Source organism: Nitrospira sp. (genome assembly GCA_024998565.1).
Lineage (GTDB): Bacteria > Nitrospirota > Nitrospiria > Nitrospirales > Nitrospiraceae > Nitrospira_A.
Window position 1 is genome coordinate 145540 of the sequence record JACOEM010000007.1, and the last position, 22278, is coordinate 167817.

Genomic DNA, 22278 nt, shown 5'->3' on the forward strand with positions numbered 1-22278 from the left:
CCCGTTATCTGCTTCGCTGCCGCAATCGTGCGGTTCTCTTCAGCCACCACATACGTAACGCCGTCACGTACAGGATCAACGGCATGAAGCCTGTGACGCACACGAGCCAGCGTCCGGTCAGGCCGAACGCTTCGCCGTTGTGAAGCGGGAAGAGCCAGGCGAGAAACATTTCCCCACCGGTGAACTCTCGCCAATCCTGGACCCGTCGCACCGCCCCGCTGTACTGATCGATCCACACCTCGGTTTGCCCCCCCGTCTGTCGGACTTCTCCCGGTTGACGAAGCCCCACGGAATAACTGTCCCGCTCATGTTGCGGTAAGCCGATCCACATCGGCTTGGCGTCAGGGAAGGCGGTGCGGGCGATTGCGATGGCCTGCTCGGGCTGGATCCTGGATACGGCGGCCTGCGGTTCGGACTGTGGCTGCAGTTCGGGCAAGGTGTCCCGCACAGGTGAGAACCAGCGCACGACCGAGGTGACGGCGTCGGGGAACTCCAAATAGAACCCGGTCAAGGCGAGCAGGGTTAGCAGGAGGGCGCCGGCCAGGCCGGTGAGTTTGTGCACGTCGTAGTGTCTCCTGATGGGACTGCCGCCGGATTGAAACGACAGGGCACGGCGCAGTTTGCCCGGGGCGGGCCACCAGAGATACAGCCCGGTCCCGATCGAAACGAGGAGAAAAACGGCCATGATCCCGACAAAGATCTCGCCTGGTTTCCCGAGCAAGAGCTCCTGGTGCAATTCGTAAATGAATGAGACGAAAAAATTGCCCCACTGCCGATCGCTCAGAGGACGGGCGGTGGACGGGTCGACGGCGACGACGTGCCAGCGCTCTTCGGGAGGAGTGGCAGCAGGATCCTTGAACCAGGCATGGAACGTGTCACGCTCGTGGAGCGGAAAGATGAGAGTGTCAGGGGGAGACCAATCCGGATGCACGGTCCGGGCGCCCGCTACGATGTCGCTCAGGGATTGATCGCTGCCGGCTGTCCGGATCAATTGCTCCGGGTTCACCCATTCGTCGATCGTCTTGTAGAACACCAACAGGCTGCCGGTGAGGCTCGTCAGCACGAAGAGCGCGCCGCCCAACAGGCCGATATAGAGGTGCAGGTTTAGCCATACCTTTCGCCAGACCTTACGGGCAGGCTGGGGCAAGGCCGCGACCGCTGGGGGCGCGGAAGTCTGCGGACGGGACGTGTTCGAAGGCACGCGCACGGGTTGGAGCTGGCTGACGATCATTGTCTGTCTCCGGTCTCCCTCGGCGGCCGGTGCAGGAGATTCGCGCCTGTGGCGAACACCATGAGCCCCTTTTTAATAAGACGCGTGACCAGCCTGAAACCACACCTTGGAGCCACAAGGAGGGCAAGGGCGGATCGGTCCGGAGACAGGGAGCCAGAGGGTAGGGTTTTGTGTCGCTCATGCGTCCTAATAAGAAGGGGCAGTGACCGCCTGCGTGGGTAGAAACCAACCATGGTGAATAAAGTGGCAGTCTCTCAGACGGGGAAAGACATACGGTGTCTCTGTGGCAGACTCACGGCTCGGCTCGAGAAGCGAGGAGTGGTCGTGAAGTGCCATCGCTGCGGAGAGCTGGTGGTCTTTCCCCTCTCAAAGTTCAAGAAATTCCTCACCTGTCCGTCCTCTGATTCCGTGAAATAACCCGACTGATGACGTGGTTCGTCGCGGCGGCTCTGGGGTGACCTGCGGCCCGAGGATTGCCTGTGTCTGTGAGCCGGCCCGTGGGATCATGAAAGGAGGAGGGGAGTCTCGATGTGAGACTCCCCTGTTGCGGTTGCGGCAGTCGGAAGGGCGACGAGGTCAGTGAAACTCGAACTTGAGGGATCCGATGGCTGTAAACGGCGCGCCCGTGTACACGATCTCGCGGAAGTTTTGCGCACCGCTGAAATAGCGATGGTCGAGCACGTTGGTGAAATTGATGGCTGCCAACAGGTTGGTCTTGTTGAAGACTTCCTGCTTCCGATAGTAGAGCGCGGCGTCCATGCGGACATACCCGGCCATCTCGAATGGTGCTTGGCAATTGGCGGGATCCTGACACTGGAAAATGCCGTTTCGCTTTCCCTGTGCGTACATCCCGATACCGGCGCCGAAACCCTGCACGACACCTTCCTGGAAAAAATAGGTCGTCCACACACTTCCCTGGTGCAAGGCGCTGTTCGGCGCCCGACTTCCCTCGGCGAACAGGAGATCCTTGGTCACACGCGCGTCGATGTAGGCATAGTTTGCAATGATGTCCCATCCGGGCAGGATCTGGCCCGCGAGGTCGAACTCCACGCCTTTGCTGCGTTGTTCTCCCGTCGCAACGGAGAAGAAAAAGCCGTTGAGCGGATCGGCCGTGAGCACATTCTTCTTCCTGGTATCGAAGAGCGCGACCGTCGAACGTAACCGTCCTCCGAACGCCTGATATTTGATGCCGCCCTCATAGGACTTGCCGCGTTCCGGGTTGAACAGGTTGCCGTTGATGCTCCTGGAACCTGCGCTTTGCGGCGCGAAAGACTCCGTATAGTTGGCAAAGAGGGTAATCGGCTTCCAGGGTTGATAGGCCACACCGACTGAGGGACTGAAGGCTGAATCGGTTTTGTTGTTTTGGCTGCTGGTGGCGGTAAAATCGTCGGGATGATTTGTGATGGTTTGATCGAAGAGGTCGAACCGTCCGCCGAAGTGCACATGCAGGTTATCCAGCAGGTCCACTTGGTCGCCGAAGTACGCACCCAGGATGTTGTTCTGTTGGCTGGCGTCACTGAATTTGGTGAGGGCCGGATTCAAGAATAACCGGTCGTTGGTATTGAATATGTTGATATAGCTGAACGCGCCCGGCGTGCTCGTGTCGCCGCCGAAATCTCCCGAGGCCGTAGCCGATGAGTTCTCTCGGCCGAGTTCGATTCCGATGATCGTTTTATGTTTGATCGAGCCGGTCGTGAAGTTGCCATGGAGTTCATTTTGCAAGTAGTGGCTCTGGACCGTCGTCGGAATCTCATACCTCGCCAAATTCAAGATGCCGTCGCTCTCGGCTCCAACCAGGAAGTTGGATTCAAGGCTTGAATAGCGGCCGCTGGTGACGGCGGTTCTGAACGCGGTTCGCCACCGGAACATACTGCTGATGTCATGCCACAGAGTGATAGTCGCCTTCCCATGATGGGTCTCCAGCTTGCGGGAGGGATCGCCCAGGAAGCGCGAGACCGGAATCGGAGCGACCCCGTTGCCGATGGCGACGAGCCCTCGATCGATGGGCGCTCGGTCGTACATGTATTCGGCTTCGAACCGCAGAGTCGTCCGTGAACTCATTTCCCACCCGAAGGTCGGGGCGAGGAAGATACGTTCGGTCTTCACGCCATCTCGATAACTCTCCGCCGATTCATACATGCCGTTGAACCGGTAGGTGAGCGTCTTGCTCTCGTTCAGGGGACCGCCGATGTCGATCGTGGGGCGATACAGTCCGTAACTGCCGACGATCATCTCTGCGGAATAGTAGGGATTTCTCAACGGAGCCTTTGTGACCTGGTTGATGACTCCGCCGGGATCAGAGCGGCCGTACAGGTAGGACGGCGGACCTTTCACGACTTCGACGCTCTCGATGTTGATGATGTCGCGTTGCGCACGGGCACTGAATGTACTGTCGTCCCGGAAGCCGTTTTTGAAGACGTTCAGATCGGAGGCGAAGCCCCGAATCATGAAGGTACCGCCTTGTCCGCCTTGCGTGCTGGACTGCGAGACGCCGCTGACGTTCCGGAGGGCTTCACTGAAACGAATCACTTTTTGATCGTCCAGCACCTGTCGGGTCACGACCTCCACGGAGCGTGGTGTGTCATGGATCGGAGCGGGAATACGCGTGGCCGAAGAGGATTCGTCGACGGCATACCCGCGATCTTCGACTTCCTTCACGACGATTTCCGGCACCTTCACCGGCTTGGGTGCGGCCTTCGCTTGGATGTTGAGATTGGTAGGTACTGGGTCTTGGCTCAGGGGGGCTGGAGGCATCGGCGTGACCGCCACTGGTTCCAACGTCATCGTTCGGGCCTCGGTCATTCGATAGCTAAGGCCGGTTCCGGCGAGCATCAGCGCCAAGGCCTCCTCCGGAGTATGACGACCGCTGACGCCGCTGGTGCTCCTTCCTTCAGCCAGGTCGGATGGCAGCAAGAGACGATAGTTGGCTTGATCGCCAAACGCGGTGAGGGCGGACCCCAAGGCCTGCGGTGGAATATTGAAGTCCACCGTGTCTGATGTTTCAGCAGCCCCTGTGGCCTGCGCAAGGAGAAGTGGACTGTTGTTCGGCGTGGTGAGACGCTCGCTTCGCGCTTCAGCCAGGTTTCCGGCCGTATGCACCAGCACGGCCGATACGGAGAGTGTGACGACGACTTGCCATGAGAGATGCATCATTCCCCCTCTATTAGTCCGGTATGAATAAGCGCACGTATCCGGGCACGGGCCGAGCGACGCGTACTCGGCGTTTCATTAGGTAAAGACGGACCGGGCCGAAAAACTTGTAATCGAAATCGTGTGCGTTGAAAAAAAACTTGAAGGAGATGACGGAAGACAGCGTCTAATTGTGAAGAGGATGGATGACGTCTCAGGAAAACTGCGGTGTCTGTTAGTGCAAGAGGACGAGGTAGGGCGTCAGGGTGGTGTCGTGAATTCGCAACGTCTGTTCAATCATTCGGAGCGCGGCATCCGGGTCGCCAATGTCGAACACACCTGTCACGTTCAGTGAGCGAAGCGCCGGGTTCAGAATCATAATGCGCCCGGCTCGGTATCGGTTGAGCTCTTCGACGACTGCGGCCAGCGGCTGGGCTTCGAAGATCATTTTCCCACGTTGCCAGGCTGCGATGGCATTGGCGTCGACGGCGTGGGCCAGACCCAGTCCGGCCTCGGCACTGTAGGAGATCTGCTCGCTTTGCCGGACCACCGTTGCGGGGACCTGGCGGCCGTCAGTTGCCGATACCTGAACGGCATGCTCCGTAACGGTCACGGTGACGGCATCTTGGTGGCGCTGAACCAGAAAGCTCGTTCCGAGCGCGCGGGTGCTCACATCTCCGCTCTGGACCGTGAACGGCCGTACTGTCTCGGGAGTGACGGTGAAACTGGCTTCTCCGGTGAGCAGTCGGATCGTTCGCTGCTGCGGAGTGAAGGCGATGGCCACCGCGGTATCGGTGTTGAGATGGATACGACTCCCGTCCTCAAGCCTGACGTGTCGTTGTTCCCCCACCGCTGTGCGGAAATCGGCCGATGCAAGGTCAAGTCGTTCTTGAACGATTCCCCACGAGAGCCAACCGGCGGCGAGTACAACACAAGCGGCCAGTCCCCACTTCATCGCGCGTCGTGCACGCGGGAGCGTGCCGTGCGGCATCGATGCCGTCAGGTCGGCCGAACCGGCGCAATCGTCATTCGGCACCAAGCCGATATCCCGCCAGAGCTTTTCTGCTTCTGCGTAGGCAAGGTGGTGGGCGGAACTTTGCATCCGCCAGGCAGTGCAGGCTCGGCGCTCTTCCTCGGAGGCCTGACCGGAGTGGATGCGCACCAACCAAGCGAGGGCTTCGTCGACCAGTGGAGAGGAGGAATCTGGAGGTGTCGAGTCAGGCATCCATCATACCGTTGTGCACACGACTGCCCCTGAACGGGATCCTGGTCGATGTACGCGTACTCTATAAGACGGATGGCGCTCGGCTTTCAACAGTCAGGATTATCTGGTGGATTCCTCCGGATGCAAGCGGGCGCGGCAGTGCCGCAAGGCTTGGACGATATATTTCGCGACCATACTCTCGGACACCTTCAGACTGTCGGCGATTTCTCGGTGTGTTTTCCCTTCCAACCTGTTGAGCAGCAAGGCCCGCCGGCATTTGGGCGACAGTTCGCGCATGGCGACTTCCAATTGGGCGACCCGCTGCTTGGCGTCCAAGGTAGCCTCGGCCGACGGGGCCGGACTGGCTGTTTCTTCAGGAGGTGGTTCGATGCTGAGCGCCCCCCGACGGGTGCGAAGTTTTCGCAGATTGTCTACCGCGAGATTGGCCGCGACCCTAAACAGGAAGGCTCGCGGGTTTTGCACATCGATTGAAGGCCTCATGCGCACGAGGTGCATGTAGGTATCCTGAGTGCAATCGGCGGCGAGATCACGGCAGCCGAGCTTGTGGGTGAAGAACCTCAAGAGATCGTTGTGATGTTCCTCGAAGGCCCTGAGACAGGGAAGTGTCTGTTCATTCTGCATGATGGATCCTATTCCAGGCGGTAGCCGATGGGGATGTGGACGACAACATGGGATTGACCGAGTGGATACTTCAACTGGATTGGAGACGCTTGTTCGAGCAGGGCGATCGCGTCGAGATCGAGAATTGAGTGGCCCGATGGCGTGACGATCGTAATGTCGCTGATGCTGCCGTCTTCATGGATCACGGCTTGAAGCATGACATTGCCCTGCCAGCGACGGCTTTTGGCGAATGTCGGGTAGCGTTTGCTCTGTTCGACCTTTGCGAACAACATTTCGGCGAGCCATCCGTAATCGGCATGGAGCACCCGTGAGACGGTGGCCTCGCGGGAGCGAGGCGTCGGACGATTGACGAGTCGGATCGATTCAGGAATGGAAGGCATGGAGGTCGTGAGGGATACTTCGGCTGCATCGACGGTCGGGGGCGGTACTTCGGACGGCTCCGTGGTGGTGATTGGAAGATCTACAGGTGTGGTTTGAGACGCCTTGTGCATTGATTCGTCGGACGTGAGGTCCGTTGATGGGGTATGAAGGACAGGCGAGGCACTGTCGATGGCCAGGGAGGGGTTCTCGGTAGCTTGTGGGCGGACGAATCCATTTTGCGCAGGTGAGACGACTCCGGAACGAGCCTCCAGCGGGCGAGCCGCTTCGGTATTGGCGGCGTTCGGACGGGACCGGACCTGCCGTGGAGACCTGTCCCTCGGCATGACGGAAGGGTAGACGAACGATGCGGAAAAGGGGGTGGGTAAGTCCGCTGCGACAGGTTGTAACGCAGGCGCGCTCACCATTGTAACGTCCCAGCGGAAGGGGCGCGGCTCCGGGAGAATGGAGAATTCAGCCGCGAGGACCAACGCGGTCCCGAGACTCAGGCCATGCAGGGTCAGCGAAACCAGCCATCCTCCCATTCGCGCCAGAGACTCGCGTTTGTCGTTCATCTCAAACCTGCTTCCGGCGTCTGTTGTTTTCGAAATTCGCTCGGCGAACATCCGATGGCTCGTTTGAAGAAGTGGCTGAACGCGAACGCGTCGCTGAATCCCACCGATTCCGCAATCTGGGCAATCGTGAGATTCTGGTCCTTGAGGAGTGTCGTTGCTTTGTCGAGATGCAGTTGCTTGAGGTATTCGGAAAAGGAGAGCCCCATATATTTGCGAAAGATCTCGGAGGTGTATTTCTCCGAGTACCCCAGGAGAGTGGAGAGTTCCTTCAACGTCAGGCGATTCCCGCTGTGCTTGGATAGCAGGGCCGACAAGCGTGCCGCCGGGGTAACGGAATTGAGCGGCGTGATCTGCGGCGTCGGCCAGAAAGGTTGTGGCTTGGTCCTCAGGCTGTCAGTCAATGACTGTTGCCGCGATGCTTTGATCGAAAGCGGCTGGTTTCCGGATGAGACGATCCCGATGATGGATGTATCGATAGTTCGTGCCCGGCGGTCTTGGTGCATGATTTCCCCGCAAAGAAATAAAAAGCCCGCGATCGTATGACCGTGGGCTCTGGGAATTAAATTCCTCGGGCCTCTGCTGAGAGTACTGGCAGAGACTATCTCGTTATTGAGTACGATTCTCAATATCATAATAGAGAAAGGCGTGTCAAGGGGGCTGTGGAGCGAAGCGTCAGGCCGTCGGGGGATTGTTTGAAAAGTTAAGAGGAACGGAGCGGTGATCAGGAGCGATGTCCGCCGACTAATGTCAGAAACATGGCCGTTATCGCCATGAGTGCGATACCTGTCCAGACGCCGTAGGCCATGTAGAGCTTGCGAGAACTGGTGTAGGTCATCGCGACCAAAGCAAAAACGACATACAACAGTGATCCGGCGGCTAACGCATACCAGACGAGAGAGAGGTAAGGCGACACAGTGAGTCCACTTAGGACCGTTCCGACACATGTAGGCGCGCCACCGGTCAAGCCGAGTAGGAGAGCCTTGCGTGGAGCGATCGGAGATTGTCCGGCCGCCCCGACGATGCCGAACCCTTCGGTTCCATTGTGGAGGGCGAAACCGGCCACAAGGAGTCCGCTCAACGCCCATTCTCCGCCGGCGTAACTGGTTCCGATCGCCAGTCCTTCACCCAGGTTGTGAAGACCCATGCCTGCCGCGATGACGAACGGAAGTGTCAATGCCTGGCCGGCGTGCCGGCCCTTTAGGAATTGATGTTGTTCGAGTTGGACAAGGCCGACAAAGCTGAGAAACAGGCTGCCCAGAAATAGCAGCCACGAGAAGGGATCGCGCACTCCCATCAATTCCACCGCTTCGTGCATCAAGTCGAAGAAAAGATAGGTCAGTACCCCGGTGGCGAGTCCGATCAGGCCGGCTTCCCACGTCCGGGGCAGGGCACGACGAAGCACCAAGGCCGCCGCAATGCCCAGGTAAACCGGAACGACTCCTGCGAGAATACCCAATCCGATCAGGTCGAGCATGGGGCAATCCTAGCTAATATCTGTTGTGCGTGGAATGTTCAGTATCCGGAAACCGCTCAGTGGGAAAAGATAGGTATGAAAGGGTGAGAGGTCTGTCTGCGTGAGGCGCTTGTCATTCGGCGGATGTAACTCGTGGTATTGATAGATTCGGTTCGTCTGTTACGGATCCAGGGTGACGCAGTGCCGATGGATGGAGGCTGGCCGACTCGCAGATGGACCGGAACGAATTCCCGTGACTCTCAACGACCCGCAGCCCGCAATTTGCGGTCAGGGGCCCTCGTGCTATGCGATGAAGATCAGAGGTCACTAACCGTGCGGAAATGGGGTCGCTTGTCAAAAAATCTGGCCCAGGGGATCCGTGACCGACTTTGCTCGCAAATCGGCTTGCGTTGCAGCCACTATTGAATTATGGCGGAGGGGGCGAGATTTGAACTCGCGGATAGGTTACCCCATCTCCGGTTTTCAAGACCGGCACGTTCGGCCACTCCGTCACCCCTCCACACCAGGCCGTAGCACACTCAGCGTCAGGATCGTTCGATTGTCTGAATTCCACCCATGTAGGGCTGTAGCACTGTCGGGACGGTCACCGTCCCATCCGGTTGCTGGTAATTTTCAAGAATGGCGACAAGGGTTCTTCCCACCGCCAACCCGGATCCGTTCAGTGTATGAATGAATTCTGGCTTGTTGTCTTTCTTCCCGGCCTTTGTCCGGCAGCGAATGTTCGCCCGCCGCGCTTGGAACGCTTCGAAATTGCTGCAGGAGGAAATTTCGCGAAACGTCTGCTGCGATGGTAACCATACTTCAATGTCGTAGGTCTTCGCTGCAGAAAACCCCATATCCCCTTTGCACAGTGTGATCACTCGATAGTGAAGTCCCAACCCCTGCAGAACGGCCTCGGCGTGCGAGGTCAATCTCTCCAGCTCGTCATAGGATTGTTCCGGTCTTACGAACGCGACGAGCTCGACCTTGTTAAATTGGTGGAGCCGGATGAGTCCGCGCGTGTCCTTCCCGTAAGATCCCGCTTCTCGTCGAAAGCAAGGGGTATAGGCCGTATACCGGATCGGTAACGATTCCTCGGCCAGGATCTCTTCCCGGTGCAGATTGGTGACCGGCACCTCTGCGGTCGGAATCAGGAAGAGTTCTTCATCTCGTAGTTGAAACAGATCGTCCTCGAACTTGGGCAATTGTCCGGTCCCGGTCATGGCCGTGCGATTGACCAGCAGCGGCGGCAGCACTTCCCGGTAGCCATGCTGTGTGGTGTGCATATCCAGCATGTAATTGATGAGCGCCCGCTCGAGTCGGGCTCCCAATCCGGTCAGTACGGCAAAGCGGGCTTTGGCCATGCGCACGGCGCGGTCGAAATCCAGAATGCCGAGCGCTTCGCCAAGATCCCAGTGGGATTGGGCCGGAGCCGAGAGCTGCGGCGGCGTTCCCCATCGGCGCACTTCAATATTGCCGGCCTCATCCCGGCCGTCCGGGACAGAGGCGTGGGGGAGGTTCGGAATGCGCAGCGCGATATGGGCCAACTGTTCTTCCACGACACGGAGTTGTTCCTCGTGGCTCTTGATCGTCTCTCCCAGGGCCTTCATCGCCGCCATAGCTTCATCGGCCGGCTGCTTCTCGCGTTTCAGCCGGGCGACGTCGTCCGATCCCTTTTTCAGCTGGTGCCTCAGTTCTTCGACCTGTATGGTGCGGGTTCGACGATCTTCCGTGAGTGTTCTCAGGTCTTCCCAGGCGACATCCTTCCCTCGTGACCCCAATTGGTCACGGAGTATGTCCAGGTTGTCCCGCAATACACGAAGGTCGTACATACACTCTCCCCTCTGAAGCGGCGAGAAATCTAACACCGGAGGCGTGCGTAGTCAATGAAACCAGTCGCCAAGCGAGGCCGGGGAAAGGCAATTGACAACGGGTGGGGAGGGCGGCACCATAGTGGCCGTGAAGCTTGTCTCCAACCCACCCAATCGCTTTGAATCCACGCGGCGGGAGGCGCTTGAGCCGTCGTCGCGTGTCGAGATTCAGCTCTTTGAAGACGACACGCACCAGATACTGAGTCGGAATGACAGCCCGGACCTTCCGTTTCGATGGAGTGTGAATCCCTATCGTGGCTGTTTCCATGCTTGCGCCTACTGCTATGCCAGGCCATCGCACGAATACTGGGGGTTCGGCGCAGGCTCCGACTTCGAATCCAAGATTGTACTGAAGCGCCGTGCCGCGGATCTTCTCAAGCAGGCGTTTGAGAAGCGAACCTGGGACGGTGAGTTGATTGTGTTTTCCGGCAACACCGATTGTTATCAGCCTATCGAGTCCACCCTTGGCCTGACGAGGGCCTGTCTCGAAGTGTGTGCTGCCTACCGGAATCCTGTGGGGATCATCACCAAGGGCGCGCTTCCGGTTCGCGATCTCGATCTGTTCAAACAACTGCAGGAACAGGCCTGGATCCGTGTGTATTTCAGCATCGCGTTTGCCGACGACGAGACGGCCCGTCTGGTCGAACCGCAGGCGCCGACCGTCAGCAAACGTTTTGAGACGATGCGGATTCTCTCGGAGGCCGGTATTCCCACGGGGATCTCCGTGGCGCCGATCATTCCAGGTTTGAATGAAGAAGCCATTCCCGAGCTGCTGTCTCGTGCCAAATCAGCCGGAGCGACTTCGGCCACCTGCAGCTTGTTGCGAATGCCGGGGAATGTGGAGGCCGTATTTCTGGATCGTATGCGCGAAGCGTTTCCTGACCGGATTTCGAAGATCATCCACCGGCTTCAAGAGGTGCGTGGGGGGAAACTGAGCGAGGGCGAGTTCTTCAGCCGGCATCATGGGAACGGGACTTACTGGCGCTGTGTCGAACAGTTATTTGACGTGGGCCGCCGTCGTGCCGGATTCGTCGAGGACGACCGTCCGGTTCCCGGAACCTTCCGCCGCCCGACAGCGCAGCAGTCGTTGTTCGATTAGGAGGAGAGTCGTGAGTCATAACCCGGGGTTTTTGAAGATTGTGGAGGAGGCACGGGGACGCGTACGCGAATGTACCGTTGCCGATGTGAAGGCCAGGCTGGATCGCGCCGAACGGTTTCATTTCGTCGACGTCCGCGAAGATGATGAATATGCGCAGGACCATGCGGCCGGGGCGATTCACCTCGGCAAGGGCGTCATCGAGCGGGATATTGAAACGGTGCTGCCTGATAAGCACGAGTCCATCGTGTTGTATTGCGGGGGCGGGTACCGGTCGGTGCTGGCTGCGGACAGCATACGCCTCATGGGCTACACCAATGTCATCTCGATGGACGGGGGAATCAAGGCCTGGCGCGCCGCCGGGTATCCCATCGAGAAGGGCCGGCGTCCGTAGCGTATGTCATTTTCCAGGCGCGAATTGTTCAACAACGCGGGGTTCGGTCTCCTGTTGCTACCGGCCCTCATGCGCTCCCCCAGGACCATTCTCGGCCATCTGCTGTTCGATCCGGACGGCCCTCTCGTTCCGCTCAAACCAATCCCCGACAATCCGTATCGGCGCAACGGCCGGTCGATCGTCGCGATCGTGTACGGCAAGGATCCCCGCCGCATGCTTCCACGCGCCGTCGATCTGTTGGGAGGGCTTGATTTAATGGGGATGCGCGGGAAACGCGTGCTGCTGAAGCCCAATGTGTTGAACGACCAGCCGCCTCCATGCACGACGAATCCGCAGGTGGTCGCGGTCATGGCGGCCATGGCCAAAGCGAACGGGGCCGCCGAAGTGGTGGTGGCCGATGGATCGGGAATCATCCGGCTTCCCACGTCCGCCAACCTGACGAGCACGGGGATGCGAGCCGCGGCGGAAGCGGCCGGGGCCCGCGTCCTGGCGTTGGAAGATGAACCCTGGGTGAAGATCGAGGCCCCTGAGGCTCAGGCCCTCCGGCAGTTTTATTTTTCCCGGCCGGTCTACGAGTCCGATGTGGTGATCAATATGCCGGTCATCAAGACCCATCGGTTTGCCGAGTATTCCTGTAGCCTCAAGAATTTTGTGGGGGCGGTTCATCCCCGGTATCGCCCATCGGTGACGTTCTGGACCGGTGACTGGCACGAGCGCATTGCCGAGATCAATCTGGCTGTGCACCCCGGCCTGACCGTGGCCGACGGGACGACGACCATGATCGAAGGGGGTCCGACATCCGGCACCCCGTCGAAAACGGATCTGGTAATCTGCAGCGGCGACCGGGTCGCGGTAGACCTGGTCGCCATCGCGCTGTTGCGGTTTTTCGGCACCTGGCCGAAGCTGCAGGGCAAGCGAATCGGGGATCAGCGGCAGATCAAACGCGCGGCGGCGTTGGGACTAGGGGTCGGATCAGGGCAGGACATTGAGCTTGTTACGGAGGCGGTGGACCCGGCTCCACCAGCGTTTGAACGGCTGGTGGAGCATATTCGGCGGGAGCTGCTCAGCGTATAAGTATTACTTGTTCGTGCGGTCGAATTCCTTGATGACCTGCTCGGTCAAATCGATGGTGTCTTTGTTGAAGATCACGATCTTCACGGTCTGCTCGCTGCCCTTGTCCAGCACCAGTTGATAGCCGCCCTTATCGGCGACGGCCTGAGTGGCGACGGCAATCTTCTTCATATAGTCGTCGACGAGTTCCTTCTGCTTGCCCTGCAGTTCCTGATTAAACTCCTGGGCGCGCTTCTGGTAATCCTGAATTTTGGCGCGGAAGGAGGTTTCCTTCTCTTTCTTTTCGTTGTCGGTCAGCTTGGAGGCCTGCTCCTTGATCTGCTTTTCAGTATTGCGTAACTCTTCCTCATCCCGGGACAGGAGCTTCTGGCGTGTCGCCACATACTCCCGCAACCCGTCCAGCGCCCGCTTACCGGCTTTGCTCTTTTCCAGAACCACTTGAGGATCGATCACCCCCATCTTGAATTCCGCCGCCGGACTTGTCGAGAACAGGCCGAGGGTCGCTGCGACGAGAACTCCGACCACTGCCGCGCGCTGGCCTGCTCCTTGCCACTTCACACCCATCTCGGGACTCCTTTCGCCGAAAAAAATGTCTGCCACAAACCTCGGGAGGATAGCCGCCCGTCGTGATCGTGTCAAGGAGGGCGCCGTCGAGGGGGCAGGCGAATTGACAGGAGGGATGCCGGTGGCTATAAGCCTGGCAACGCTCACCATCGTTCCGACATCCGGGTAGGTGTTCCCACCGAGCGGGTGAGAAAGGATCTCATGCGACCTTCGGAGCAACAGCAGACCCATCGACTCTTCGTGCGCGCACTCCAACACGAAACCATCAGCTGTGAGCATGCCGGATGTCCGGGGCCGGTCGAGACGGTCGACCAATCTCAGACGCGCGATCGGGTGAAAACATTCGACCTGCGCTGTGAGCGGTGCGGCTGGCACACGCGTCTCACGGGGCAGGAACAACTCACCCCACCGTGGGACAACGCCGCCCTTGAGTTGATGGCCGACGAACATCTCATGCATCAGCAGCCGGTTTGTCCGTTCGACGAGACGCCGGTTGTTTTTATCTCTATGCCGAATCCGCGCCGCAAGGCTAAATATCGGGTGGCCTGTTTTTATTGCGGCAGGCAGATCGTCATGGACTGGCCTCCGCCTGAGAGCAAGCGGTAGCGATTCAGGGGGCCGACGAGGGCGAGAGAGCGGAGGAGGCTAGACGAAGTAGCGGCCGGTGTCGAAGTGATATTCGGCGTTATCGACGAGCTGCAGGATGCTGTGTGCGTAGTTTCCGGCCGCATCCTGCTCGGTGAGGTCGAGTTCAGGACCGTCCTCGATGGGTGCGCCGCTCTCCTCCGTAATCACTCGCACCAACGGGCGTTCGGCATTGGTCTTGTCCTGCGCGGGCTTGATGACGACGGCCAGAGGGCCGGAGTCGAGTCGGACGAGACTGCCGATCGGGATGATCCCCACGCAGTTCACGAAGAGTTTGAGCAGGATCGGATCGAACGACTGACCGCTCTTTCCAAACATAAACTTCAGCACGTTCGCGGGGGACATGGGTTCCCGTCGGTACACCCGAGACGATGTCATCGCGTCGTAACAATCGGCGATCGTGATGATCCGGCTGGCGACCGTTTGCGTCCAGGGCACCTTGAGTTTTGGGTATCCTGAATAGTCGTAGTTCATATGGTGCTCGAACGAGGCGGCCGCCATGCGCGCAGGAACATTGTTGATGCCACGCGATTTGACGAGGGTGAACACCCCTTCAATCGGGTGCGATCGCATCACGGCCCATTCTTCCTGCGTGAATTCTCCGGGTTTGTTCAATACGTCCAGGGAGATGGCGCATTTTCCGACGTCGTGGAACAGCGCCGATAGTCCGAGGTCAGCCAGCTCGACTTTCGGATAACCGGCCCGGTTGCCGAGGGCCATGGCGAGCAATGAGACGTTGACGGAGTGATTGTGCGTGTATTGATCGTGACAGCGCAGATTGGTCAAGCCCAGGAGGGTGGATTCATCCTGCATCATCAGCTCGATGATGTTCTGAATCGCGCGTTTGGCCTGTTTGAAGCTGACGGTCCCGCCGCCGCGCGTATTCTTGACCAGGTCGCCGAGCGCAGCCGATGCTTTCACATAGCCACCTTTGGCCAGGGCCTTCCGTTTCTCTTTCGACCCCTCCGAGCCGTTCGATGAGCTATTCGTATGCGCCCCGGTATTGCCTCCGGCCAACTCCGCGTCGTTCAGATGCTGAAGTTGAAGCGAGCGAGGCTCTTCCAGTTCAATGCCCTTGATGCCCGCGGCCTGCATGGCTTCCTGGAGTTCGGCGAGGGTATGCGTGTCCGGGTCCAGGCTGACGAAGAGATAGGCAAATTCTCGAAAATCCTTCGAGTCGGCCGTCGAGGCGAACGACACCCCGCCGATGTGCCACTTGTTCAGGGCTTCAATAATGCTCGCAAACACGGCCATCTGTTGCGAGCTCATCTTCAAGTGACTGTCTCCCAGAAACAAAAAATCGTTTTGCAGCCGCAAGACGACCGGATGATCCGCCGCCAGGGTTTTCACCAACGTGAGCATGGAGTCCACGGGTTTGTCGAGCGCGGCATTCGTTCGTCCATGAATCCGCGATGTCTTGATGAGCACGTTCAGCTGAGTGACGAGCTGAATGCCCAGCATGGCCAGTTGCTGGTCGAGGATGTCCCCGGCTTCTGAGCCTTTGGCGATCTTATTGGCCAGGGACCGCTCATGAGTAAGAATCGGATGGGCATTGTCCGGGGTGGGGAGCGGATTGGCAGGGGAAAGCGTCTCGCTCACAGGTTGTCTCCTCGCACTCAGGAATTAGCTGCCGATGGGATGGACTGCCGGTGTTGCCGATTAGCGACCGAGAGCGCGGCGGTGCAGGCCTGGCGGACGGATGCGCCCCCCTTTTTCTGCCCGATTTCGAGGGCCGCGACGGCTGCGGGTGAGGCCAGCTTGCCGAGAATGTCCGCCGCCAGCAACGCCAGTTCTTCTTTCTTCTTCCGGTTGGTCCAGGACCATTCGGTCAACAGTCGTTGCCAATAGGGCACGGCTTCATCGGCGGCAGTCTGTTTGAGGGCCAGGTAGATTGCCCGCTTTTCGGCCGGCGATCGGTCGTGAAAGTCATCGGCGGTGACGAACGGGGCCCAGGCGGTGAAACCGGCGCTGTATTGTCCGCCGGACAGCACCTTCATGGCCGTCAGGCGGACGGTTTCATCACTGTCGCTCAGCAGGCCGACTAACTTAGTTCCGTTGCCGGACGGGCGGAGCGTGGCCAGGATCCGGAGCGCCTCACGCCGCACGGTCGATTCCGGGTGCCGGAGCGTTTTCTCGATGCAGTCGGCAAAGCGGGCATCGTTCCATCTGGAGATGAGTGTCAGCAGGTTTCTCACGTAGGTCGGCCGTTTGTCGGTCAAGCCGCGCACGATCGCATCGGAATGGTCTCGTGCGAGCGTCTGCAACGCTTCCATGACGACGGCTTGATGCGAAGGCCCATCCAGGTTGGCGAGCAACGAGCAGAGTCCCGGGATCGAATCCTGTTTCATCATCAGGAGGAGAGTCAGCAGGCCTTCTGTCTTGGCGTGGAGGGCGTGATTCAGGTGAAGTCCGATCGCCTTCAGCCGTTCGGGGCGGCTCAATCCCTCGAACAGGCCGGCGAGCTGTTGTTTGTGAGTGTCCGACAGATCGGGTCGCACCGCATCGGCATCCTGCAACAGGGTCAAGACCGTTTCGATCTGTGTCCAGTGTCCGCCGCGAATCAGCACATCCAGCACGCTATCCCAGACGTCGAACAGTTTGCTGAGCAAAGCGGGGGAGGGTTCGGACGCCAGCACGGCGGTCAGGATGTCGAGGATGTAGGCCGTGGCGTCACGCTCGGTTTCCCGCTGGATTTCCTGCGTGAGCGCGTCATGCTCCTCCTGAGAGACGTCATACCCGACGACGTTGGCCTGGAATCGCCGATTCCTGCTTGTGCCGCCGCCGCTGGTTCCCCCGCCCGGTTGATCGGCTGTACCCGGTTGTCCCGCTGGCTCGGGGACCGCTGCCGCGCGCTCACGGTCGAGTAGTTCGCGCAGCGAGGTGACCGACATGCTCATATAGCCCTGTGTCTGCAGTTCGAGCTCGTCCGGTCCGAAACCGGACGACCGAACGAGTTCCTCTGCGGTGACCAGGGTGATGGTGTCCAGATTCCTGGCCCACAACCGCGTCACGATATCGTCGTCTTCTTCCACGTCGGCCGGCTGCTCTACTGATCCTGCCTCGTCAGTGGGTGTCCCCCAGAGCGCGTCGAGGAAGTAAGCCAGATCCTCCTGCGTGAGGCCTTGATGGAAGCTCAATTCGCGGATTCCGTCCGAGTACATCTTGAACGCGAAGCTATCGCCGGTCGCATCGCGCTCCGGTTGATAGACGACTTCGTCTTTGAAGAACAGTTGATTGCGTTGTACTAGAAGAGGGAGTCGGCTGTGGGTTGCGAGATGGCTCGTCAGGTCGTCGTAAAACTGCTGAAAGAATCGCTGTGCGACGGGGTTCTTTGTGCCGTAGGTCCGTGCCGATTTGGCCGCTTTGTCGAGCAGCTTGAGCAGCTGCTTGATCGCCGCTACCTCCGGATCAACCCCGGCCTTCACAAAGGGGACGAGCGGAGCGCCTTCTTCGAGCGGTGCTGTCGGTTCCATATGTAGTCAGTCGTACCGTGAGGTCTCTTTTTCGTCAAGAAAATAGCCGGTCCGCGCAGGTGTTCCGGAAACCTGCCGGGCGTCGAGACGCGCCGGTCGATCGCCGGACGCACGCATTGCGTCGCACTGTCCGGGACAGTAGAATCGCTTCGTGACTGCATCAACCCAACCGCCGCTTATTGTTTGTTTCGGGGATAGCCTTACGGCAGGGTATCAAACTCCCGGCCCCGCCAACGCTCATGAGCGAGAGACTCCCTATGGTCTTGTCTTGCAGGAATGCCTCGGCCAGCGGGGGCGGGTCGAGATCAGCGGGATCTGCGGCGAAGTCACCGGCGAAATGGTCCTGCGGTTTCGCGGCACGGTGCTCGACCGCAACCCTCAGCTGGTCATCATTCTTGGAGGCACGAATGATTTGGGCTGGAACGCCGATCCGGCAGAAATCATGCGGAATCTCGTGAAGATGTATGAATCGGCCAGGGCCGCGTCGATCGTTCCGGTTCCTGTGACCGTCCCGTCGATTCGTGTCGATGCGGGACCGGAGGATCGCGATGCCGCCGCCTGGCTCGCCGGGCATATTCAGCGGCGGCAACAGTTGAATAGGTTGATCGCGGACTATGCCGGTCGAAAGGGCTTGTCCTATTTCGATTTGTTCACCGCAACGGCCGATCCGGACTCACTCATGCTGTCCGAACCCTACTCGAACGATGGCCTCCATCTCACGACCAGCGGCTATCGGCTGTTCGGCCGGCTGCTCTACGAGCAGCTCTTGGCTCCGACGGCGGCTGGCTCTCTCCTCACACCTTCCAGGCCGTCTGACCCATGATCCGGGATGTCACGGACCGCGATTTTCCTCGCGAAGTCGAGCAGGCGCCGATGCCGGTGCTGGTGGAATTCTGGCAACCGGGCTGCGGTCATTGTCTGGCCCTGTTGAAACAGTTGGAGCAATTGCAGGAGGAGGTCGCGCCGGTGCTGAAGATCGTGAAGATGAATGTGCAGGAGAATTTTCAGATTCCCGCGGAACTGGAGATCAGTTCATTGCCGGCACTCGCGCTGTTCGAACGAGGCGAGTTCGTGCGGTTTATCGGAGGAATCGGCAGAAAAGACGAGATCCGCAAGCAGCTCAAATTGACTTAAAGAATGCGCCAGGTACGTCCGTCGTTTTGGATCATGCGTTCGGCCTCGACAGGTCCCCACGTTCCCGCGGAATATTCCGGCAACCAGCGGAGTTTCTGCTGAGCCCATCCATCCAGGATTTTGGTCACCCAGTCCCAGGAGGCTTCCACCGCATCGCGGCGCATGAACCGTGAGGCGTCGCCGGCCATGACATCCAGCAGCAGGCGCTCGTAGGCCTCCGGAGACGGGCACCCGAATACGTCGCTGTACTGGAAGTCCATTTCTACCGGATGCGTCTGCGCGCGTGTGCCGGGGACACGCGAGATGATGCGCAGGGAGAGGCCTTCATCCGGCTGGATCCGCAGCGTCAGGACATTCGCCGGTTGAGGATTGGCGGGGTTCGCGTTGAAGAGGATCTGTGGAATGTCTTTGAATTGGACGGCGACTTCGCTCGCGCGCTTCGGCAAGGCTTTTCCGGTGCGAAGGTAAAACGGCACGCCGGACCATCGCCAGTTCTCCACGAAGGCTTTCACCGCCACATACGTTTCGGTGATGGAGTCGGGGCTCACACCCTTCTCACGACGGTATCCCGGCACGGGCTGGCCATGCGCGGTTCCCTGCGCATACTGCGCCCGGACGGTATACTGTTCGACATCCTTGTCGACGATGGGCCGGAGGCAGCGCAGCACTTCCATCTTGGCATTGCGCACCACGTTGGGATCGAGCGAGTAGGGTGGCTCCATCGCGACGAGGCAAAGCAGTTGCAGGAGGTGATTTTGAATCATGTCCCGCAGGGCGCCGGCTTCTTCATAATAACTGGCCCTGGTCCCGACGCCTTCCGCTTCGCTGACGGTTATTTGGACGTGGTCGATATATTTGTGGTTCCAGATCGGCTCGAAGATGCTGTTGGCGAACCGGACGACCATGAGGTTCTGGACGGTCTCTTTGCCCAGATAATGGTCGATGCGGAAAATTTGCGATTCGTCGAAGACTTTGCCGGTGACTTCGTTGATCTGTTGCGCGGAAGCGAGGTCACGACCGACAGGTTTTTCAACGATGATCCGGGAGTAGGGCGCTGAGCCGGCGGGCGGGGTCGCCAGGCCGGACTGCGCCAGTCCTTCGCACACTGACGCAAAGGAACTCGGGGGAATGCTCAGATAAAAAATCCGGTTGCCGGGCAACTGCATCGCCTGCTCGATCTGCTCGGCCTTGGCACGGAGCGCGCGATAGGTCTGGGCGTCTTCGTTTTCACCCTGGATATAAAACAGGTGGCGCTCGAATGCCTGCCAGGTGTCTTCCACCAGGGCTTGCCGTGAATGGGCGATGACCCCCTCCCGCACCAGATTGCGAAACTCCGCATCAGTCATCGGTTTGCGGCCCAGTCCGATCACCGCATATTTGTCCGGCAACAAACCATCAAGCAGCAGATTGTAGACGGCCGGGATGAGCCGTCGCCGCGCCAGGTCACCGGAGCCGCCGAAAATGACGAGCGTGCAGGCTTCAACGGGCGTGATGGCTTCGGGGAGAGGCTTGATGTCCACGGGAGACGTTGGAGAAGACATGGTGTGGTGGTCCGTTGGGTTAAGGCCTCAGCGGCGGACGCTGTGTCCACCGAAGGCGTTGCGCAAAGCCGCCAGCATTTTCTCCGCGAAGGACTCTTCCTGTCGCGATCGGAATCTGGTGAACAGCGCCGCCGTGAGGGTCGGCACCGGCACGTCCTTATCGATCGCATCCTGAATCATCCACCGTCCCTCGCCGGAATCCTGCACGTAGCCTTTCAATTGTTCGAGCTTCGGATCCTGTTTCAGGGCGCCGACGGCCAGCTCCAACAGCCAGGATCGCACGACGCTGCCGTGCATCCACACATCGGCAATTTTCCCCAAGTCGAGCCGATAGTCGCTTTTTGCCATGAGTTCGAAGCCCTCGGCGTAGCCCTGCATCATGCTGTATTCGATTCCGTTGTGGACCATTTTCACGTAGTGGCCCGCGCCATGTGTTCCCATATGGGCCCAGCCCTGTTCAGGCGCCAACGTCTGGAAGATCGGTGTCAATCGTTGGACCGGCTCGTTCTCGCCTCCGATCATGAGGCAATAGCCCACCGTCAGCCCCCAGATTCCGCCGCTGGTGCCGACATCGACATAGTGGAGGCCTCGCTGTTTCAGCTCGGCGGCGCGCCGGGTATCATCGTGGAAACGGGTGTTGCCTCCATCGATAATCGTATCGCCGGGCTGCAGTAATGCGCTGACGGCTTGAATGGTCTCCTCCGTCGGAGCGCCCGACGGGACCATGATCCACACGGCGCGAGGAGCGGCGAGTTTTGCCACGAGGTCGCTCAGCGATGCAGCGCCGATACAACCTTTGCCCTCCGCCTGCTTCACAACCTCAGGCGTGCGATCGTAAGCTACGATGCGATGCCGGCCCTGCTGCAGGCGCGTGACCATGTTCATGCCCATTTTCCCGAGTCCGACAAATCCGAGTTCCATAGGTCATCCTCTCTGGTGGTTGCCGGTGTGTGGTATTTGGGGCTGCGCGAGTCTCAAACGGTCAGTCGCCGTCCATACCCTCTGGAGTACCGATGGTAGCACGCCCGGACGCCGATGCAAGCGGATGGCGGCATTCGAGCGCCTCGACGGGCCCCGTCAATCCACGCGAGGCGGAAGGGGGATGTCGCGAAACAGGAGGTCGGCAAAGCGTCGGCCGGCCGTCAGTCGGTCATGTAGGGTGCTTGCGCTGAGAAACTGGCTGGCCAGTTCCCCGAGTGCCGGGTCGCGTGAGGCCAGGAACCGGAGCGTATCGACCGGGGCTGTAAACCAGAGTCCCCGGGTGCGGAAGAAGGCCGTCACGCAGTCTTCAAAGAACAGTTGCAGGAGATATTGCGCCGTGTTGGGTTTATCGCGGAGGTCCTCGACTTTGCCCAGCCAGTGCAGACACTCCGCCTTGAGGCGGATGCGTTCATGAATGCCGGCCGGAGGCGGCCCCTGCCGGAACCGTTGCGCGGCCTTGGCGATGAGTTGTGCCGCAGTCTCTTCGTGGTCGAATAGAATCCGCCCCTTGCGCAACAATGGCGCAAGGCGGGGAGAATAGGCCAGATCCTCCGCGACGGTCTTATGCTCGCCATAGCGGATGTCCACGAGCCGGTCTCCCACGCGAATCATTTCCTGTCCGTCGGCCGGGCCTTTGACCAGGGCGATCAGGTCGATATCGCTATGCGCGGTCACCGCCCGTCGGGCGCCCGATCCGACGAGAATAATGCCCACCAGGTCGCCGCCGCGTTTGGCGCGGACGTATTTCACGGCGCCGGCGAGGGCATCCTCGTAGCCGGGCGGCGTCACGGCCGGGGGCATTTCGGGTGGTTCAGGAATATCCAATAACTCAGCCTGTAACTCTTCCGAGGACGGAAGCGCCGGGGTGGACTGAGGGGAGGCGGTCGCGAGTTGTGGTTCCATGTCTATCCTTCGAC

General features: G+C 59.5%; 20 protein-coding genes and 1 tRNA gene. 6 read left to right on the forward strand and 15 right to left on the reverse strand.

Annotated features, from left to right (window positions below; all coding sequences use genetic code 11):
* Positions 1-4: 4 nt before the first annotated feature.
* The 9 genes from H8K11_12875 to serS form a co-directional block, all read right to left on the reverse strand.
* Positions 5-1231, reverse strand: coding sequence for a PepSY domain-containing protein (locus tag H8K11_12875; protein ID MCS6264640.1), 1227 nt, complete (start codon positions 1229-1231; stop codon positions 5-7).
* A gap of 576 nt (positions 1232-1807) precedes the next feature.
* Positions 1808-4384: a TonB-dependent receptor gene (locus H8K11_12880; GenBank protein ID MCS6264641.1), complete on the reverse strand. Its 2577-nt coding sequence runs from the start codon at positions 4382-4384 to the stop codon at positions 1808-1810.
* A gap of 211 nt (positions 4385-4595) precedes the next feature.
* Entirely contained in the window at positions 4596-5585 is a 990-nt protein-coding gene (locus H8K11_12885; protein ID MCS6264642.1) for a FecR family protein, read from the reverse strand.
* A 99-nt stretch (positions 5586-5684) separates the two neighbouring features.
* Positions 5685-6206 (reverse strand): sigma-70 family RNA polymerase sigma factor, encoded by a 522-nt coding sequence (locus tag H8K11_12890; protein MCS6264643.1) that lies wholly within the window; start codon positions 6204-6206, stop codon positions 5685-5687.
* 8 nt (positions 6207-6214) lie between these two features.
* Positions 6215-7138 carry a TonB family protein gene (locus H8K11_12895; protein ID MCS6264644.1) on the reverse strand — a complete coding sequence of 308 codons (924 nt, stop codon included), beginning with the start codon at positions 7136-7138 and terminating at the stop codon, positions 6215-6217.
* Positions 7135-7641, reverse strand: coding sequence for a helix-turn-helix transcriptional regulator (locus tag H8K11_12900; protein MCS6264645.1), 507 nt, complete (start codon positions 7639-7641; stop codon positions 7135-7137). Before H8K11_12900 ends, H8K11_12895 begins: the two co-directional genes overlap by 4 nt.
* A 218-nt stretch (positions 7642-7859) precedes the next feature.
* Entirely contained in the window at positions 7860-8612 is a 753-nt protein-coding gene (locus tag H8K11_12905; protein MCS6264646.1) for a zinc transporter ZupT, read from the reverse strand.
* Positions 8613-9021: 409 nt separating this feature from the next.
* Positions 9022-9111 (reverse strand) — tRNA-Ser (locus tag H8K11_12910).
* Positions 9112-9136: 25 nt separating this feature from the next.
* A complete protein-coding gene (serS, locus tag H8K11_12915) occupies positions 9137-10423 on the reverse strand; it encodes a serine--tRNA ligase (protein ID MCS6264647.1) in 1287 nt (428 codons plus the stop codon).
* A gap of 121 nt (positions 10424-10544) precedes the next feature.
* Here serS and H8K11_12920 point away from each other — a divergent pair, with 121 nt between their 5' ends.
* Genes H8K11_12920 through H8K11_12930 form a run of 3 tightly spaced genes read left to right on the forward strand, consistent with a single transcriptional unit; the run spans position 10545 to position 13026 of the window.
* Positions 10545-11561: a PA0069 family radical SAM protein gene (locus tag H8K11_12920; GenBank protein ID MCS6264648.1), complete on the forward strand. Its 1017-nt coding sequence runs from the start codon at positions 10545-10547 to the stop codon at positions 11559-11561.
* Between the two features lie 10 nt (positions 11562-11571).
* The gene (locus H8K11_12925; protein MCS6264649.1) at positions 11572-11952 is read left to right on the forward strand and encodes a sulfurtransferase; all 381 of its coding nucleotides are present in this window, start codon (positions 11572-11574) and stop codon (positions 11950-11952) included.
* 3 nt (positions 11953-11955) lie between these two features.
* The gene (locus tag H8K11_12930; protein ID MCS6264650.1) at positions 11956-13026 is read left to right on the forward strand and encodes a DUF362 domain-containing protein; all 1071 of its coding nucleotides are present in this window, start codon (positions 11956-11958) and stop codon (positions 13024-13026) included.
* Positions 13027-13029: 3 nt separating this feature from the next.
* Here H8K11_12930 and H8K11_12935 read toward each other — a convergent pair whose 3' ends face one another.
* Positions 13030-13587 carry an OmpH family outer membrane protein gene (locus H8K11_12935; GenBank protein ID MCS6264651.1) on the reverse strand — a complete coding sequence of 186 codons (558 nt, stop codon included), beginning with the start codon at positions 13585-13587 and terminating at the stop codon, positions 13030-13032.
* Between the two features lie 201 nt (positions 13588-13788).
* Between H8K11_12935 and H8K11_12940 the strand changes: the two genes are divergently transcribed.
* On the forward strand, positions 13789-14193 hold the full coding sequence (locus tag H8K11_12940; GenBank protein ID MCS6264652.1) for a hypothetical protein: 405 nt from the start codon (positions 13789-13791) through the stop codon (positions 14191-14193).
* A gap of 39 nt (positions 14194-14232) precedes the next feature.
* On the opposite strand, the gene H8K11_12945 is transcribed toward H8K11_12940, so the two are convergent.
* Complete coding sequence (locus H8K11_12945) at positions 14233-15831, reverse strand: HD-GYP domain-containing protein (GenBank protein ID MCS6264653.1); 1599 nt, start codon at positions 15829-15831, stop codon at positions 14233-14235.
* A gap of 17 nt (positions 15832-15848) precedes the next feature.
* The gene (locus H8K11_12950; protein MCS6264654.1) at positions 15849-17705 is read right to left on the reverse strand and encodes a hypothetical protein; all 1857 of its coding nucleotides are present in this window, start codon (positions 17703-17705) and stop codon (positions 15849-15851) included.
* Between the two features lie 151 nt (positions 17706-17856).
* Here H8K11_12950 and H8K11_12955 point away from each other — a divergent pair, with 151 nt between their 5' ends.
* Positions 17857-18528 carry a hypothetical protein gene (locus H8K11_12955; protein MCS6264655.1) on the forward strand — a complete coding sequence of 224 codons (672 nt, stop codon included), beginning with the start codon at positions 17857-17859 and terminating at the stop codon, positions 18526-18528.
* Positions 18525-18839, forward strand: a complete 315-nt coding sequence (locus H8K11_12960; protein ID MCS6264656.1) for a thiol reductase thioredoxin — start codon at positions 18525-18527, stop codon at positions 18837-18839. Before H8K11_12955 ends, H8K11_12960 begins: the two co-directional genes overlap by 4 nt.
* On the opposite strand, the gene zwf is transcribed toward H8K11_12960, so the two are convergent.
* The 3 genes from zwf to H8K11_12975 form a co-directional block, all read right to left on the reverse strand.
* Positions 18836-20380: a glucose-6-phosphate dehydrogenase gene (gene zwf, locus H8K11_12965; protein ID MCS6264657.1), complete on the reverse strand. Its 1545-nt coding sequence runs from the start codon at positions 20378-20380 to the stop codon at positions 18836-18838. The two genes, H8K11_12960 and zwf, sit on opposite strands and share 4 nt — an antisense overlap.
* A gap of 27 nt (positions 20381-20407) precedes the next feature.
* Positions 20408-21301, reverse strand: a complete 894-nt coding sequence (gene gnd, locus H8K11_12970; GenBank protein ID MCS6264658.1) for a decarboxylating 6-phosphogluconate dehydrogenase — start codon at positions 21299-21301, stop codon at positions 20408-20410.
* 156 nt (positions 21302-21457) lie between these two features.
* A complete protein-coding gene (locus tag H8K11_12975; protein ID MCS6264659.1) occupies positions 21458-22264 on the reverse strand; it encodes a nucleotidyltransferase domain-containing protein in 807 nt (268 codons plus the stop codon).
* Positions 22265-22278 lie beyond the last annotated feature (14 nt).

What these genes read in the sequence shown, in the direction of transcription:
- H8K11_12875 (MCS6264640.1), bottom strand. Translation starts at nt 1,231, where the DNA reads ATGATCGTCAGCCAGCTCCAACCCGTGCGCGTGCCTTCGAACACGTCC.
- H8K11_12880 (MCS6264641.1), bottom strand. Translation starts at nt 4,384, where the DNA reads ATGATGCATCTCTCATGGCAAGTCGTCGTCACACTCTCCGTATCGGCC.
- H8K11_12885 (MCS6264642.1), bottom strand. Translation starts at nt 5,585, where the DNA reads ATGCCTGACTCGACACCTCCAGATTCCTCCTCTCCACTGGTCGACGAA.
- H8K11_12890 (MCS6264643.1), bottom strand. Translation starts at nt 6,206, where the DNA reads ATGCAGAATGAACAGACACTTCCCTGTCTCAGGGCCTTCGAGGAACAT.
- H8K11_12895 (MCS6264644.1), bottom strand. Translation starts at nt 7,138, where the DNA reads ATGAACGACAAACGCGAGTCTCTGGCGCGAATGGGAGGATGGCTGGTT.
- H8K11_12900 (MCS6264645.1), bottom strand. Translation starts at nt 7,641, where the DNA reads ATGCACCAAGACCGCCGGGCACGAACTATCGATACATCCATCATCGGG.
- H8K11_12905 (MCS6264646.1), bottom strand. Translation starts at nt 8,612, where the DNA reads ATGCTCGACCTGATCGGATTGGGTATTCTCGCAGGAGTCGTTCCGGTT.
- serS (MCS6264647.1), bottom strand. Translation starts at nt 10,423, where the DNA reads ATGTACGACCTTCGTGTATTGCGGGACAACCTGGACATACTCCGTGAC.
- H8K11_12930 (MCS6264650.1), top strand. Translation starts at nt 11,956, where the DNA reads ATGTCATTTTCCAGGCGCGAATTGTTCAACAACGCGGGGTTCGGTCTC.
- H8K11_12935 (MCS6264651.1), bottom strand. Translation starts at nt 13,587, where the DNA reads ATGGGTGTGAAGTGGCAAGGAGCAGGCCAGCGCGCGGCAGTGGTCGGA.
- H8K11_12940 (MCS6264652.1), top strand. Translation starts at nt 13,789, where the DNA reads ATGCGACCTTCGGAGCAACAGCAGACCCATCGACTCTTCGTGCGCGCA.
- H8K11_12950 (MCS6264654.1), bottom strand. Translation starts at nt 17,705, where the DNA reads ATGGAACCGACAGCACCGCTCGAAGAAGGCGCTCCGCTCGTCCCCTTT.
- H8K11_12960 (MCS6264656.1), top strand. Translation starts at nt 18,525, where the DNA reads ATGATCCGGGATGTCACGGACCGCGATTTTCCTCGCGAAGTCGAGCAG.
- zwf (MCS6264657.1), bottom strand. Translation starts at nt 20,380, where the DNA reads ATGTCTTCTCCAACGTCTCCCGTGGACATCAAGCCTCTCCCCGAAGCC.
- gnd (MCS6264658.1), bottom strand. Translation starts at nt 21,301, where the DNA reads ATGGAACTCGGATTTGTCGGACTCGGGAAAATGGGCATGAACATGGTC.
- H8K11_12975 (MCS6264659.1), bottom strand. Translation starts at nt 22,264, where the DNA reads ATGGAACCACAACTCGCGACCGCCTCCCCTCAGTCCACCCCGGCGCTT.